Here is a 14,767-nt window from a genome sequence, read left to right on the forward strand (position 1 = left end):
CTAAGTTATGATCCCTGAGAATCAAATTTCGATAAATTCTCCCTATGTTTCAATTTTGGCTTGGCCACAACCAAAAACTGATTAAAGTACATATCAGAACAAAAGCCCAACGTCAACAGGTTGAGTAACCATAGTTTTTTGGATTTTACCTTGCCAATTCCAGTCATATATTCAATTACATACCCCGTCTCCTCAAATAATCGTATTATACTTTTTCTAGTAAAGAACCTGAGGTGAGTTTTGTCAAACGTCCCACCCGATTTGTATTTCCAATCCTGAGATATCATAAATGGCACGAATTCATAGAAATACAGAAAATTCGGAATAGATGCCATCACTCTACCATCTTCTGAAAGTAAATTTTTGGTGTGATCCAATGCATCCCAGGGGTCTATCATATGTTCAAGAACATCGTTGAAAGTTACAAGATCAAAATGTTTGATTGGTAAATCTAATTTTCTTGAAAAGAAATCACTTATGACCTTGTCTAATTTAGGCTTTGCCTTTTCAGCGGCTTCATTGACTGGCTCAATTCCCCAAACATCACATCCAAACTCTTCTTTCAATGCATTTCCAAAATTTCCTTCCGCGCACCCCACATCCAAGGCCGTTTTAGGTTTATTAGGAATGTACTTAATTAGGCCTCTTCTAGTATAGGAATAATACATTAAATCTTAGCTTTTAATTTCAACACTGGGTGTTCCACAAAAATCCATGATAGATATCCCAAAACGGAAGAAAGGAACATCGATAAAATAAATAGCACCCAAACCGAAATATTTGGATAAAAAAAGAAAATAAGGGTCTGTTGTATGGGGAATGCATATAGATAAACGCCGTATGAAATATCCCCAAGATTATCAAGCTTAGTAAACCATGTTTCTCTTAAGCCAATAATTAACACGATTGGGCAAAAAAGAAATAGAACAATTTCATTCATTTGGATGAACAACAAGCCAGAAAGAAAGACAACCATACACACTGCGATCTTCCAATTAGTTTTATGTATTGAAAATCTATTACTCTGGTAAATAAGAGATCCGATGAAAAACAATATACCAAACTCCGCTAGATGTTTCACATTTAAGTAAAGTGCCGGAACCGTAAGTAAAGGATAAACCTTCCCTACAAAATAGAAAGAGGACATAACCAGAAATATGAACAGACAATAAGACATTATTCTTTTCTTATCAATTATTAGATAAGCCCCAGCCAGGATATACAACGTAAATTCATAGGCTAGCGTCCATAGAGACCCATTAATCCCAGAACCGGCTGGATTGTCTTCAAATACACCCGGAATAGAATACACATTTCGAAACAATAAGATATTCTTCAAATAAGCCCAACTTGAATTCAACCGGTAGTATTCATCAAATGGAATCAAGGATAAAATCGGCCCTAGAATCAAAAAACAAATCAGAACCACAATCACCAGAGCTGGAAATATTCGTATTGCTCGCTTTAGGATATAGGATTTAATATTATTTGAATGAGTAGCACTTCCTGTTATGAGATAGCCAGAAATAGAAAAGAAAATCCATAAACCAACCTTGCTCAATTTCATCCCGGTTAACCCCTCAAAAGGTTCAGGCTGCCCCAATAAATCAAATGAATGTGAGAACACCACAAAAAAAGCAGCCAAAAGACGTATTGCGGTAAATGAATTTGAATAGCCCCTCATTAAACTACTTTTAGAGGGTTCGGCCTCCCTCCCCATTCACCAGAGAAGCGAGGAATTTCAAAAAAAAGATAGTACAAAAACCTCGGAGTCATTTTAAGCCTTTTCCAACAATTGTAACGGTTATCAGCTTTCATAAATGCAATCAATAATAAATCTGTAACACGATTAATTACAGTTGATGCGATAAAAATGAAGTATAAAATCGGGCCCTTTTTATACCACATCAGCGCAAAGGAGACCATTTCCTGTAAAATAAGTTGATTCTTAGTGGATGCTCCCCCATGATGAATAATACTTGCGTCTGCCCAATAGTATATATTGAAAAACTTTCCTACTCTTTTTCGACACAATTCCGTTTCTTCTGAATACATAAATATATCTGGATCAAATGGCTTTACCTTTTGAAAAACTTCGCTTCGGAAAAGCATGAAAGCACCAGAGACCCCCGCAACAAACCCGCTTTGTTTTGAGCTAATGGATCCTCGCTTTCTAAACCGACTCAAGAGGGAATTACTGGCAATCAGATAATTCCATAAATAGAATTTCTGAAAAGTCGAAAGTTGATGAGATCCATCTTTATTCAGCAGTTGACAACCCATCAAACCAACGTTATTCTCGATAGAAAATTTTGACTCCATGAATTCGAGACATTTGTCAAGTGCATTGTCAAATACCTCGGTATCCGAATTGAGCAATAAAATATACCGGCCCGTTGCTAGCTTGATTCCAATATTATTGGCCCTGCCAAAACCTTCGTTTATATCATTGTTAATTAATTCAACATTGGATGAAGCTCCTTTGATTAACTCAGGCTGATCATTTGGAGAAGCATTATCCACTACTATGAATTCATAGGAGTACTTGTTATTGAAGGACTCAATGCCTTCTATAAGGTCAATAATTAAATTACTCGTATTGTAGTTCACAATAACGATCGAACAGTCAACCTCCCTTTTATTGTTCATTCAATCAAAACGCTTTTATAAACTTCTCTCGTATTTTCAACCCCACGATAATCTGTGGCTGCCTTAACCTGAGCATTTTCGGTTCTATTATTGACATCCGGAATTACAACTCTACTCCACTCAATATCCATATTTTTATCTAATACGACTCCCAGATTTTCCCTTTCAATAATTTCGCTGTCGTCCCCTATACTCGGAGAGATCACCACAGGTAAGCCATTGGCCCAATATTCCCCATTTTTTATAGGACTAAATGCATAAGAATAAGCAAAAGGGCAATGAAAAGAAAAGGCAATGTCTGAGGCACTCAGGTATTTACCAACCTCATGGTGAGCTACCGATGTATGCATAATCCTATCGGCTTTCAAATCAAACTCCTTACATCTCGCTTCAATCAGCGTTTTTGGTTGGACATTAATCAGGATCAAATAAAAGCCTTCAAAATACTCGAAGGCCTTTTGAAATATCCTAAATGCCTCTTGATCCAGGTACAGCCCTCCAAATTTACCCACATAAACCCCAACTATATCTCTGTCGGTCAGCCGCAGCCCTTTTCGAATATCATTTCTATCCTTTTCTGAAAAGGAGAACTGTTTTGAATCAACAGCGCATGGCATGACAGAAATATTTGACTCATCGATCCCTTCTTTAATAAGCCTTTCCTTCGCCTTTAAAGTCAGTGGCATCAAACGAATGGCATATTTCTTTTGACAAGTTTCCAGATACTTTTGAAGTTGGTAACTCAAACCATATTTGGACCATATCCCCAAACCTGCCATATAATCTGCATGAGGCTCAAATGATTCAACCGTAAATGGCACATCGGTCAATCGATGAGCCCAATACCCGATTCCACCAGCCAGTGAGCTTCTGCACATAACGAGATCAATACTTTCTCGCTTGATTATTCTTTTTAGGAAAAATGGGATCGATAAAAAATCAGAAGCTTTCGAAAGAAATCTGCTGCGTTTTCGAGAGCTATAAGGCCTATGTTCTATTTTGGCATTTTTCGGAACCAGAAATCCTCCTTCTTCTCGACGCTCAATTGATACATAGATTATTTTTTCAACCTTTTCGAATTGAGTTAAAATTGTCAAATGTGGATTAATAGTGGCCTGGCTTAGACCATCATTTGCGCCCCAATATCCAAAGAAGAGAATCTTCATACTTTCCATGCCCAGGACAATGCTTTCACAACATTTCCTTTTCGTAAATAAGATTTAAACATAATGGATCTGACTTTGGATCGAAATTGCTTAATTAAGTCTGCAGACAATTTCAGGTTTTGTAAGTGATGATAAAGCTTTCGATAACCCTCTCCCAAACCGCCCAAACTGGACATCGCCGAGCTGGTATGTATTCGGTATTTTAATATCACCTCATCCGTAAAGTCATATAGGCCTCCTCTTCTACTCCACTCAATATAGTAGAGTAAATCCTCACCATGCGTCATATCTTCCCTGAACCTGATCCCATTGTCTGGATTTTTAATCATCCAGCTAATACCCACAAAGGACCGACCTCCAAGGGCCACAAGATCCTCTATTGGGTTACCGTAATATGAAGGTTGCCAACTTCCAATGGTATCCCTCCTCTCCTCATCAACTTTCAGCACCTTTCCATCCACAAAGGTCAACTCCTTATTATCCGAAAACTTTTCAAGACGTGAGCTCAAAGAGACTTCTGTCAACAAATCATCGGCATCCAGAAAGCACAGAAAATTGCCTTGCATTTCGGTCAGTCCCTTATTCCTTGCATAACTTACGCCATGATTCTCCTGTTCAAAATATTTGATACGATCATCTTTATACCGCTGAATGATTTCGGCTGAGCGATCTGTACTACCATCATTCACGACAATTAACTCCCAATTCTGATGGGTTTGATTCAAAACAGAATTGATGGCCTCACCCACGAATCTCTCTGCATTAAATACCGGCATTATGATAGAAACCAAATCAGACATCTAACCCAATAATTGATTCAATGCGTTCCACTTGTCGCGTGTAAGTATTATCCAAAGCTAATTGTCGACGTTTTTGTTGGATTTCAGCACTGTTATACCTACTCAAATCCTGAATGCATATTTTAAGACGATCCGGAAATTCAGTATTCCGATCACACATCTCGATCAAGGTGTCTTGATACTCAGAAAATGCTTCTGTGTAAGTAGCAACGATACATTTTCCAGTTCCCAGGTATTCCATCATTTTATGTGGATTGGCCTGGTCCATATGATGTTCTTCCTGATAGCAAATAATCAAAACGTCAGCAGTAGCATAGTATCCTGGAAGATCATCAGCATCCACCTTGCCCAAAAGATGTACTCGTTCATTTGACCGAACTTTGTTGAAATACTGTTCCGTTGTATTCAACATCATTTCACCGTCAGCCAAAGGTCCAACGAAAATAAAGTCGGCATTAGGGTTCTCCGAAATGGCGTCACTCAAACTTTTCCAATCTAAATAAGGCATATTCAAATTACCGGCATATAGGATCTTCACCGATTGCTCACCGGGTAATTCAATTGGATCAGAAATTCCTCCATCATTATAACCATGATGAATAAAGTGAGCATTCGGATTATAGGTTTTAAGCCTCTCACCTATGAATTGAGTGGTATAAAAGCACACATCTGCCGTACCAGCAGCCCTGGCTGTTTCAAAATTTTGATTGAGATCAACGATATGAGAAATATTATATGTTCGGAGCAAGCTAAAATCAAAAAAAACCGAATTATCGAAAGACCATATAATATCAAATCGTCGTTTGCAATAATTCTCAATCTTCTTCAACCTATTACGGATCAATCGACTGGAAATAAAGGAAGGCAATTTTCTCAATCCTTTCATGAATTTAGGATAATCGAGAATACTGAGATTAACATATTCGCTTTCAGAAAGCTTCCAATTTCCCTTGGGTGGATTCGCAAAAACAACGTGGTTACCCCGTTCGGCCAGTACCCTGGCATAATGGTGCTTGGACACAAAAATATGATCCCAGGGCTCTGGGGAGATTAGAAGGATGTTTTTCCCATTGGGCTGCATCACCGAATTCTTTATTCTAAAATTTTGCTGACAATCTCCTTAACAAGATGTATATCAACTATAATATTTTCGTTTTCTGTTTGCTGGCAAGCAACTACATGGTATTGATGTCCATAGTAATGCGCAATCTGATAAAAAGTACTAGTGCTCTCCGTATACCTTCTTTCAGGAAACAACTCCACCACATCTAAACTATCAGAAAAGATTGTGTTTGTGAGAGCCGCTCCGTGAGCCGTTACAACAATCGAGGCCTCTTGAAACAACTGGATTTGATCCAAAACCTTCATGTTTGAGAGTATTACCATATCAAAACGATATTCCTCCAACATTCTCAACAACTCGATTTCATTGACCACTTTCCTTCCTCCCGCATCAGATCTTGAAACATAAATTCTCTTATTCAATTTTGTACTTCTTGGCAATCTATTCCTTAACCAATCAAACCCAGCTTTTGATAAAATATGAGTTTTGGCCCATTTTGGATCTTCGGAAGGCACTTGAAGGTATCTACGAGATGTTACCAGCAGACTATCCACTTTAGATCGGTTTGAAGTCCATGTAAAAATTTCTGAACCAAAGCCAAGTGCCTCTAGAAACTCATATTGGTAATTTGGAGCATCATTATCAATAATGATTTTTGGCCTTTCATGAGTCAATCTCTCAAAAACCTCATATGCCTCCAACATTGGTAAAAGATCATTCACCCAGTGATAATAATTGAGAGAGAGTGAATCAACAAGAGAAAACGCTGAGCCAACGGATTTTGAAGCTTTAAATAATCCAGGGAACATAACATATTTAGCATCTCCAGACCTCAACAGGTATCCAAGTGAATTACCCGAAGACTCCAAAATGAGACTCCCATTACAATCTATTGCCAAACAGCGTTTACCTCTCAACTCCGCATTTCTAATATTTACATAAAATGGTTTATCAATTCTTTGTGTTTTTTTATAATCATTCAGCCAACCAAATTTCTTCTCAAACTTTTTTGGGTAAAAGTTGTGCGTACGACCATGAAAACTAACAGCTTGTTCAATTGAGTAATTATTAACCTGATATTTTTGAATCAATGAATTTCTATCAACAACCTGTCCCGAACTGTTAACCCACCTCTCCCATAGCACTTTCAACAATCTCCTATATACGATTAAAATAAACTTCATAAGTTATATACCAAGGCTTTCAATTAAATCCTTGAGTTCATCAAGTTCAACCGCAAATACATCACTTTTTTGGGTGTATTTTCCACAAATCCTAAAATAGCTCCCCCCCAATATTTTAGTTTGATGTTCATAATGTAGTGGAGTATACTTTGACTCCGGTACTATTTCTATGAGGGTATAAGTTTGATCAGAAAAAGCAAGGTTTGTTAAACCAGCTCCATGAACACCTACGCATATTTCCACACTTTTAAAAAGGGCTATTTGTTCCTTCAGGGGCATTTTGCTTGTATCATAACATTCAAACCCTTTTAATTTTAGAAATTCTGATAATTCAGAAGTGTTGGCTAAATATCTTCTAGTACCATACGGTCGATACAGAAATATTCTCTTGACAGCTCGGCTCCCAATCAGTGAAAGTACCTCTCGAAATGGACTATCATTTAAATATTTAATTGGATATTGGTATCTAGAGGCCTTCGAGAAAAAAACCTTTGAGTTTATTTTGACTTGTGTGCCAGAAGGAATAGAGTCAATTTTCAATTCCTTTAGTACGGGAAACATCCCGAAAAATTCATTTACAAAAGATTTTTGAGAAGCATTCTTCGGTATCAGTATTACAACATCTTTTAGACCTATTTTACTAATGAATAACAAGGTTGGGATAACATCGGTAAAAAAATGATAATAATTAGACCAACCATACCATAGCATGTTAACTGCCTTAGAATATTCAATTTTTGAAGAGACAGATGTAAGATTTTTGATTTGCATCCAAATTAAGGTTGGATACAAAAAGGAGCCAGATGGAAATTTGGCATATGGGAATGAATACCATAGTGGAACAATACCTCGAAAAGCAAACGACCAACCCGTTGAAGAATCTATAACTACAGGCTTGTCTAAGGAATAAATGTAGGACTCAAATAATGAGTAGTGGAAATTCTCCAACTTGTTTGAGCATGCCTTGACACCTGGATAAAACTCTTGAATAAAGTTCCCATCAACCTGTTCGTAATGTTCTACCCGCATGAACGGCTGAATAAAACCAAAAAGATCAATAAAAATATACCCACCAATTACCCGATCAACCCTGGAAATAATATTCTTAATTCGTTTTAGCCAACTAACTGTCCGCATGGTACTTGGATTCGATTTCCTTCAACACTTCATAATATTTCCAACCCACCGCTTGAGGCGAGAGGTTAGGAACATGTTCCATTTTCGGGGATTCTGAAAGGCAGCTTTGCATTGCCTTGGTAAACGCTTCTGAAGTATTTTCCATTACAAGAAAACCATTATCCTCATTGACAAACTCTGGTATTCCACCAACAGCACTTGCAATTACCGGACAACCACAAGCTAAAGCTTCAGCACAGACAACGCAGAATGTCTCATATTCACTCGCATGGACTAGGGCTATTGCATGTTGCATATAACCTGCTATTTCTTTCGAATCCAGTTGCCCTAAAAACTGAACATCTAAATCTAATGAACAAGATTTCATTTCATCTAAAAGAGGTCCATATCCCGCAATTTTCAGGGAAATATTTGAGTTTCTTTTGGCTAACTCAGCATAAGCGCTAATAGCAACCATTGGAATCTTTGGTGATTTCCATTGGCTTACCATAAAGAAAAAGCGATCATTCACATTCTGAACAGAGGGCTTTTCATTCTTAAAAACTTCAGAATCTACAATATTTGGAACAGCATATAGGTTTAATGGAACATTAGCAAAATGAGCTATATCATCGCCAAGTGCCTTAGAAACTGTAATTACCGGAATACCCTGTTTGAAAATTCTACGAATGGCATTGAGTTTTGAAGAACCTGGTATGTTAAAGTGATAATGGTAAGCGCTCCAGTGCTCGGTGATTACAACCGGTATTCGAACATATTTTTTAACCAAATTAAAATAGGTCAGCAAAGGGTACGCTATATGAACATTCAGCAAATCAGGCTTACCTACCCTCGTTTTCCAAAAAAAGAAATAACAAAAAAAAATGAATCCCAAAAATTCATATAGTTTCCAAAACTTAATGGGTAGAGTTAGTGTATAACTTAATTCAAAATCACTAATTCTTTCCTTTTTAAATCTAAAGGGACCCTTTACGATCTCAAAATGGTAAACAACGTTTTTAGTATGTTTTGAAAGTGCCTGGATATGTCTTTTTATCCACAACGCAGCATATGGATTTTCCTTTGTAGGATACCAATTTGTAATATGGAGTACCTTCATCATATCAACCGAAATTTACGGATGCATTCTAATAAATGGATATACATAAAAAATGCATTTTATATGGCCAACATTTTCAATTCTCACCCTATTTCACTCCTAATTCGTCGAACAATATTCCTTTAGCGGGTCAAAGTCATAAAAGGCCAGTTAATGTCGCAACGATATTTCATCAAATCGCAATAACCCTATCGCAGTACTTCAACGTACTCTCCCTATGGGCAATAATTACCATGGTAATATTATTATCATGCAATGATCTTATTGACTCGGTGATCTCTTCCTCTGTTTTTGTATCCAAGGCTGATGTCGCCTCATCAAAAAACAACACCTCCGCTCCATGGTATAATGCACGGGCAATACCTACTCTTTGGCGCTGACCTCCCGAAATTCTAGCACCTCGCTCACCTATGTTGGTATCAAGGCCTTCAGGCAAGGAATCCAACATATCGAGAAGTTGCGATTTCCTCAGCACCTCCATCAACTTCATTTCATCTATTTGATCTGGTTCTATACCAAATGCAATATTGTCTCTTAACGACCCATCTATAAGAAAAACATCCTGACGTACATAACCACATTTCATTTGCCAGGAGGATAAGGTTTCCTTAGATATATCAACATCATCAACCAATAACTTCCCGTGTCTCAGGCTAAGAAAACCCAGCATAACATTCATGAGAGTTGTCTTCCCTGAACCGGATTTTCCCATTATTCCAACTGCCTCCCCCTTTCGAATTACCAGAGAAAAATCCTTAATAATGGGAGTTTTGGCATTCGGGTATTGATAGGCAATCTCTTTCAGCTCAATTTTCTCATCAAATGAGATCTCTTTGACCGCGATAATCTGGCTTTCTTTACTTGCAGGAACATACTCCTCTAAGAGTTCAAGAGAGAACTCAAAGTTTTTAATATTCATTACCGATTGCATCAATCGGTTAATGGATGGTATTGATCGATATGCCGCCAAACCAAAAACGCTCATCAGTGCTAATATTTTCTCAGGATCTTTAAGCGCAAAAAGACCGTAAAGCAACATGATCAAAATGGCAATAATGACACAAACTTCCACAAGTCGGTTCGGAATATTTAGCAAGACTAGCATGCCCACTCTATAATGACTGGCCTTCCTAATATTTGAAAGAAATCTTTTTTTAAAATTTCCAAATACTCCATTAATCGCAACATCAACATAGCCAAATACCAGTTCATAAACAGGTTTGGAAATTTGAGGTCCCAATTCATTCAAGTAACGCCCATAGAGATTAATTTTATTCCTATTGATCCGGTAAAAAAGTAAAAACACTGGTAAAACAATTCCCACAAGAAGTAGTAAGGCCCAAGCATCATAAATAAGGAGCGATGAAATAATCAATATCAAAATGATTATCTCATTAAGAAATAAAAACACACTCACTAACATTTGTTGGGCAAACTGCTGAGGCACGGTATTAATCCTATTTAATACCTTATTAGAGTTATTACCGGTAAAATATAAAAAGCCTTTTTCATAGGCAGCCCTAAAAACCTTTGAAGAAAGTTTTTCATGCAAATCCCAACAAAACATCGCCTGCCATTTTTGAACCCATATAGCAAAGAGATTTTTGATCGCAATAAATAGGAGGATTGCTCCAGACAGAAACAAAATGAACATGTTGTCATTTTCAAAATCCAAAGCTGTAAAGACCGAATGAGTAATGCTGTTTTGATGAATAAAACCATCCTTGAGTATGGCGGCCAACAGAGGTAGTATAGACGCCAGACCCACAATCTCTAGCAACGAACTAGTCACTATACCTAAAAAAAGTCCCGCTGCTTGCTTTTTGAAATTAGGAGGCAAAATCTTTAGAATTCTACCTATTATTTGAAATATTGGGTTATCCATCCTTTTTATCAAGTCCTCCACTTATCAAAACCAACATATAAAACCCCATCATCGGAATTTTATATCTCATCAAAGTACCAAAGTTTGCAGTACTTAGCCCTACCGCAAAGGCAAAAACCAAACCAAAGGCCAGACAAAATACCAGAAACGGATCTTGAAATATTCGACGAAATCCCTTTTTGACGACCAGCGCATAAATAGTAAGTATCAAAAGGGTCAAACTTTCTATTGCACTTAACAACATCAATGGGTTTCGCACTTCCCAAAGGTAAGGTCTGAATAAACTGACATTAATGGCCCTGGGCATTAAACCCACCATGCTCCCCCAGGTTCCATCCGGCAAACCGATGTCGTATCCTCCTTCTCCTCCTGTTCTGGCTCCCCAGCCATACCTGATATCATAGGCCGTCATCGCTGCGCGATCGGCGATCGTGTCTAAGGCATATTTTTGACTGTAAGAACTGACCTGATCCAGCGTAAAATAACCAGCCAGTAAAAAAAGTGCTAATAACATTGGGGCAACCAAAATCTTAAGGGCTGTACTGCGAATTCGACTTTGATATTTCCAATATAGCCAAATAAAAATCATCGGCACGTAACAAATAATGATATAGGATTTTATCGAGTAGATCAGGTAAGCTGAAAAAAGGATAATAAGCCAATTGGTCAAATTCCTATTATGAAAATCAATGGCTCTAATGACTCCAAAGGTCAGCCAACCTAAAGCACCCAGGGTCATCGTGTCCTTTAAAATACCGGAGCCCCAAAACACCGTGCTTGGCACAAACAATATGGCAATCGCGAACCAAAAATAATTGCCGGAATATTTGCTAACCACCACAGAATAAAAAGCCCAAAGTCCACTAAAACTGAAACATGCAAAAAACAAAGCGGTGGCGGTGTATGTGTGAAAAGTCAGCAGGTCAATCAATGCCGCAATACGAACAACGACAAATGAATTAGGATCCCGGTAATACCAGATATGCTGACTAAACTCAAAGGTGTCTCCACTTCTTACTGAGCCTCCTGACTCCATGAGCAGCTTAAATCCAGTTGCGAAATCATCCATAAAGGCCTCCCAGATCCAGCGGCTACCATGAGTGAAATAATTGAAAGTATCTCCACCGTCATAATAGAATTGGTAGATCAACCCAAGAGCAATCGCTCCAGCAAATCGAGCCAATAAGGCAGGAATAAAGTATTTGCGTGTTTCCGGTCTGGTAACATGGGGACGAATCAGGTAGGCTCCCAGGACAAACAGGAACAAATAGATTGGTGTGATAAATAAATCCTGAACGCCCACTTAATTATTCTTTTAAATTTACCGCCAATGAATATTCTTATCCTTGCGCCCTATCCATTGCAGCGTGCTCCATCTCAGCGATTTCGCTTTGAGCATTATCTCAAATTTATGGAAGAAAATGGTATCGCATGGGAATTTCAGTCATTCCTTTCCGAGTCTGAATGGGACTTCATTTTCAGCCAGGGCCATTCGCTCAAAAAATTAGTAGCCATTTTCAAAGGCTTCGCCAGAAGAATAAAAATGCTTTTTCAGGTCAGTAACTTCTCTCACATTTTTATCCACCGGGAGCTTACACCCTTTGGTCCGCCCATCTTTGAATGGATCATTGCGAAACTGCTTCGCAAAAAAATTATTTATGACTTTGATGATGCCATATGGATGGCTGATCATCACCGGGAAAACTTTCTTTGGAAAGCTCTAAAATGGAGATCAAAGGTTAGAAATATCAGCAAATGGAGCTGGAAGGTAACAGTTGGAAACCAATTTCTGGCAGACTATGCCAATCAGTTCTGCCATCAGGTGGAAGTCATACCAACAGTTGTAGATACAGAGATTCATACCTCAATCAATACAGAACCAGTATCCAAAAAACCTGTGATTGGCTGGACCGGCTCACACTCTACGCTCCCCTATCTCGATCAAATTGTTCCAGCCCTCAAGGCTTTAGAAAAGGTCGCCAATTTTGAGTTTGTGGTCATTGCTAACAAAGACCCTCAACTCGATTTAAAAAACGATCGATTCATCCCCTGGAAAAAGGAAACAGAAATAGCTGACTTGTCCAGCATCGATATTGGTGTCATGCCACTCACTGATGACCCCTGGGCCAAGGGGAAATGTGGTTTCAAACTGATCCAGTATATGTCCTTAGGAATTCCTGCGGTTGCATCGCCAGTTGGAGTCAATACAAAATTGGTTTTACAGGAAGAAACGGGCTACCTGGCTTCGAATGAGGAAGAGTGGCTTGAGAGTCTGAAAAAATTAATCGACAAGCCCGATCTGAGATCATCAATGGGAGCTAATGGGAGAAAATTGATTGTAGAGCAATATTCTGTGGAGGCTACGAAAGAGAAATTTTTAAAGCTTTTTTAGTTTTTTGAGCTGCTCCCTGGCCTCTTTGTTGGCATCATCCCTTCTCTTGGTAATATCCTTCACCTGCTCATAGTAAGTTGTAGCGTCTTCATAATTTTCAGTCAGATTAGCGATTCGTGCTAAATGCACCACAGAATAAATGTAGTAGCCCATATCCGTGGCCTCCGCCTCCTCCCCAAAGGATTTGGCCATTTCGTAATATTTTATTGCCTGATCATAGTCACGCCGGATTCTGTAAACATGCCCCAGAAAAAATGCGGCATATCGTCCTGAATTTGCTTCATAACCTTCCTCACCATTCTCCAGAGCCTCTAATATAGACTCACAAACAGGAACCAACTCCCTGTAACGTGCTGACGTATAGAGTAACCTTGCATAAAAACGATGAAAATACGCATTACCCGGAAAAGTTCTGTGAAGGTATTCCGCTACCTGCATGGCGGTCTCAACATCCTGTTCTTCTAGTGCTGTAATCCTCATAAGAAAATACTGCGCCTCTGTTCTGGTATAAAAAGCATTACGGGCTACCTCCTTCAACTGCTGTATCCCCAGTTCCTTATCCCCGTCCGGAAACATGAGCATAATCGGCTTAAGTAACGGGTAATTTTCAGGTATCCATTCAGCATAGTAATTGAATAATGCATCTCCAAAGAGGAGTTCCGGACTCAGGTCTTCCTGACCTCTACACTCTTCAAGGTAGTTCATAGCATTTTTCCCTGCTGCTGCAGCTCTGCCCCAATCGTGCCTTTCCGAATATAACCTGCCCTTAAATGCATAGGCGGCGGAAAGAAAAAAGGCCCCTTCCACGGGGTTATGTTCATCATGAAGTCTTTGGGCTAACACAATAGCCGTATCCATGTAGGCGTAAAACGTATCATCAAAGGTCTCATTCCGGAAATTGGGAACAATCCGCCACCAATAATTCAGCCCCATCATAAAATATGGAAGCGGATGCCAGCCATATTGTTTTTTGAGGTAATTAAAATGTCTGAGGGATCGCTCAAAGCGAAAGTTATACATGTCGTTGATGGCCTGAGTGGCTTCCATTTGCACGTAAGCATTGGAAAGCAGACTGTAAGTACTGTCTATTTCAGGTGGAAGTAGCTGCGCGGAAGAAACCCGACATAATCCGACCAATAAAACAACGATGATAATCCTTTTCATAGAGTCCTTTTCGCAAAACGTACAGGTAATGAAATAGTTCTGCCTGTACATTAGCTTATACAAATATCATACAATAATCATGGTGGCGGGTCCGGTACACACTCACAATCTATTAAACTTTGTTAAAGTGGTTAAAATAAGACGGTTGGGTCATTTTTCGGGAAACAGACATTCATTTTGAAACGTACCTGTTATTTATTCATAATTAGTAATTTCGCCAGACTCACA

At 38.6% G+C, this 14,767-nt stretch carries 13 protein-coding genes; 1 reads left to right on the forward strand and 12 read right to left on the reverse strand.

Annotated elements, in window-relative coordinates:
* Positions 1–5 precede the first annotated feature (5 nt).
* The 11 genes from NXR94_RS07105 to NXR94_RS07155 all read right to left on the reverse strand — a co-directional run bounded on the left by NXR94_RS07105 (position 6) and on the right by NXR94_RS07155 (position 12,286).
* Entirely contained in the window at positions 6–668 is a 663-nt protein-coding gene (locus NXR94_RS07105) for a bifunctional 2-polyprenyl-6-hydroxyphenol methylase/3-demethylubiquinol 3-O-methyltransferase UbiG (protein WP_258103903.1), read from the reverse strand.
* Positions 668–1,684 carry an acyltransferase gene (locus NXR94_RS07110; protein WP_258103904.1) on the reverse strand — a complete coding sequence of 339 codons (1,017 nt, stop codon included), beginning with the start codon at positions 1,682–1,684 and terminating at the stop codon, positions 668–670. Before NXR94_RS07110 ends, NXR94_RS07105 begins: the two co-directional genes overlap by 1 nt.
* Positions 1,684–2,649, reverse strand: a complete 966-nt coding sequence (locus tag NXR94_RS07115; RefSeq protein ID WP_258103905.1) for a glycosyltransferase family 2 protein — start codon at positions 2,647–2,649, stop codon at positions 1,684–1,686. The genes NXR94_RS07110 and NXR94_RS07115 overlap by 1 nt, the downstream gene beginning before the upstream one ends.
* The gene (locus tag NXR94_RS07120; protein ID WP_258103906.1) at positions 2,646–3,815 is read right to left on the reverse strand and encodes a hypothetical protein; all 1,170 of its coding nucleotides are present in this window, start codon (positions 3,813–3,815) and stop codon (positions 2,646–2,648) included. Before NXR94_RS07120 ends, NXR94_RS07115 begins: the two co-directional genes overlap by 4 nt.
* Positions 3,812–4,615 (reverse strand): glycosyltransferase family 2 protein, encoded by an 804-nt coding sequence (locus tag NXR94_RS07125; RefSeq protein ID WP_258103907.1) that lies wholly within the window; start codon positions 4,613–4,615, stop codon positions 3,812–3,814. Before NXR94_RS07125 ends, NXR94_RS07120 begins: the two co-directional genes overlap by 4 nt.
* On the reverse strand, positions 4,608–5,696 hold the full coding sequence (locus NXR94_RS07130; RefSeq protein ID WP_258103984.1) for a glycosyltransferase: 1,089 nt from the start codon (positions 5,694–5,696) through the stop codon (positions 4,608–4,610). The genes NXR94_RS07125 and NXR94_RS07130 overlap by 8 nt, the downstream gene beginning before the upstream one ends.
* 11 nt (positions 5,697–5,707) lie before the next feature.
* Entirely contained in the window at positions 5,708–6,862 is a 1,155-nt protein-coding gene (locus NXR94_RS07135; protein WP_258103908.1) for a DUF563 domain-containing protein, read from the reverse strand.
* Positions 6,863–6,865: 3 nt separating this feature from the next.
* Positions 6,866–7,891: a DUF563 domain-containing protein gene (locus NXR94_RS07140; protein ID WP_258103909.1), complete on the reverse strand. Its 1,026-nt coding sequence runs from the start codon at positions 7,889–7,891 to the stop codon at positions 6,866–6,868.
* A gap of 94 nt (positions 7,892–7,985) precedes the next feature.
* Positions 7,986–9,101 carry a glycosyltransferase gene (locus tag NXR94_RS07145; RefSeq protein ID WP_258103910.1) on the reverse strand — a complete coding sequence of 372 codons (1,116 nt, stop codon included), beginning with the start codon at positions 9,099–9,101 and terminating at the stop codon, positions 7,986–7,988.
* 169 nt (positions 9,102–9,270) lie between these two features.
* Positions 9,271–10,983 carry an ABC transporter ATP-binding protein gene (locus tag NXR94_RS07150; protein WP_258103911.1) on the reverse strand — a complete coding sequence of 571 codons (1,713 nt, stop codon included), beginning with the start codon at positions 10,981–10,983 and terminating at the stop codon, positions 9,271–9,273.
* Positions 10,976–12,286: a hypothetical protein gene (locus tag NXR94_RS07155; protein ID WP_258103912.1), complete on the reverse strand. Its 1,311-nt coding sequence runs from the start codon at positions 12,284–12,286 to the stop codon at positions 10,976–10,978. Before NXR94_RS07155 ends, NXR94_RS07150 begins: the two co-directional genes overlap by 8 nt.
* 27 nt (positions 12,287–12,313) lie before the next feature.
* On the opposite strand from NXR94_RS07155, the gene NXR94_RS07160 reads away from it, so the two are divergent.
* A complete protein-coding gene (locus NXR94_RS07160; protein WP_258103913.1) occupies positions 12,314–13,375 on the forward strand; it encodes a glycosyltransferase family 4 protein in 1,062 nt (353 codons plus the stop codon).
* Here the strand turns inward: NXR94_RS07160 and NXR94_RS07165 are convergent.
* Positions 13,361–14,539: a M48 family metallopeptidase gene (locus NXR94_RS07165; RefSeq protein ID WP_258103914.1), complete on the reverse strand. Its 1,179-nt coding sequence runs from the start codon at positions 14,537–14,539 to the stop codon at positions 13,361–13,363. The two genes, NXR94_RS07160 and NXR94_RS07165, sit on opposite strands and share 15 nt — an antisense overlap.
* Positions 14,540–14,767 lie beyond the last annotated feature (228 nt).

The sequence above is a fragment of the Marinoscillum sp. MHG1-6 genome (genome assembly GCF_024714475.1).
Taxonomy (GTDB): domain Bacteria; phylum Bacteroidota; class Bacteroidia; order Cytophagales; family Cyclobacteriaceae; genus JAMZMI01.

Excerpts from the sequence above, each read along its gene's own strand:
- NXR94_RS07105 (WP_258103903.1), bottom strand. The coding sequence starts at position 668 with ATGTATTATTCCTATACTAGAAGAGGCCTAATTAAGTACATTCCTAAT.
- NXR94_RS07110 (WP_258103904.1), bottom strand. The coding sequence starts at position 1,684 with ATGAGGGGCTATTCAAATTCATTTACCGCAATACGTCTTTTGGCTGCT.
- NXR94_RS07115 (WP_258103905.1), bottom strand. The coding sequence starts at position 2,649 with ATGAACAATAAAAGGGAGGTTGACTGTTCGATCGTTATTGTGAACTAC.
- NXR94_RS07120 (WP_258103906.1), bottom strand. The coding sequence starts at position 3,815 with ATGAAGATTCTCTTCTTTGGATATTGGGGCGCAAATGATGGTCTAAGC.
- NXR94_RS07125 (WP_258103907.1), bottom strand. The coding sequence starts at position 4,615 with ATGTCTGATTTGGTTTCTATCATAATGCCGGTATTTAATGCAGAGAGA.
- NXR94_RS07130 (WP_258103984.1), bottom strand. The coding sequence starts at position 5,696 with ATGCAGCCCAATGGGAAAAACATCCTTCTAATCTCCCCAGAGCCCTGG.
- NXR94_RS07135 (WP_258103908.1), bottom strand. The coding sequence starts at position 6,862 with ATGAAGTTTATTTTAATCGTATATAGGAGATTGTTGAAAGTGCTATGG.
- NXR94_RS07140 (WP_258103909.1), bottom strand. The coding sequence starts at position 7,891 with ATGCGGGTAGAACATTACGAACAGGTTGATGGGAACTTTATTCAAGAG.
- NXR94_RS07145 (WP_258103910.1), bottom strand. The coding sequence starts at position 9,101 with ATGATGAAGGTACTCCATATTACAAATTGGTATCCTACAAAGGAAAAT.
- NXR94_RS07150 (WP_258103911.1), bottom strand. The coding sequence starts at position 10,983 with ATGGATAACCCAATATTTCAAATAATAGGTAGAATTCTAAAGATTTTG.
- NXR94_RS07160 (WP_258103913.1), top strand. The coding sequence starts at position 12,314 with ATGAATATTCTTATCCTTGCGCCCTATCCATTGCAGCGTGCTCCATCT.
- NXR94_RS07165 (WP_258103914.1), bottom strand. The coding sequence starts at position 14,539 with ATGAAAAGGATTATCATCGTTGTTTTATTGGTCGGATTATGTCGGGTT.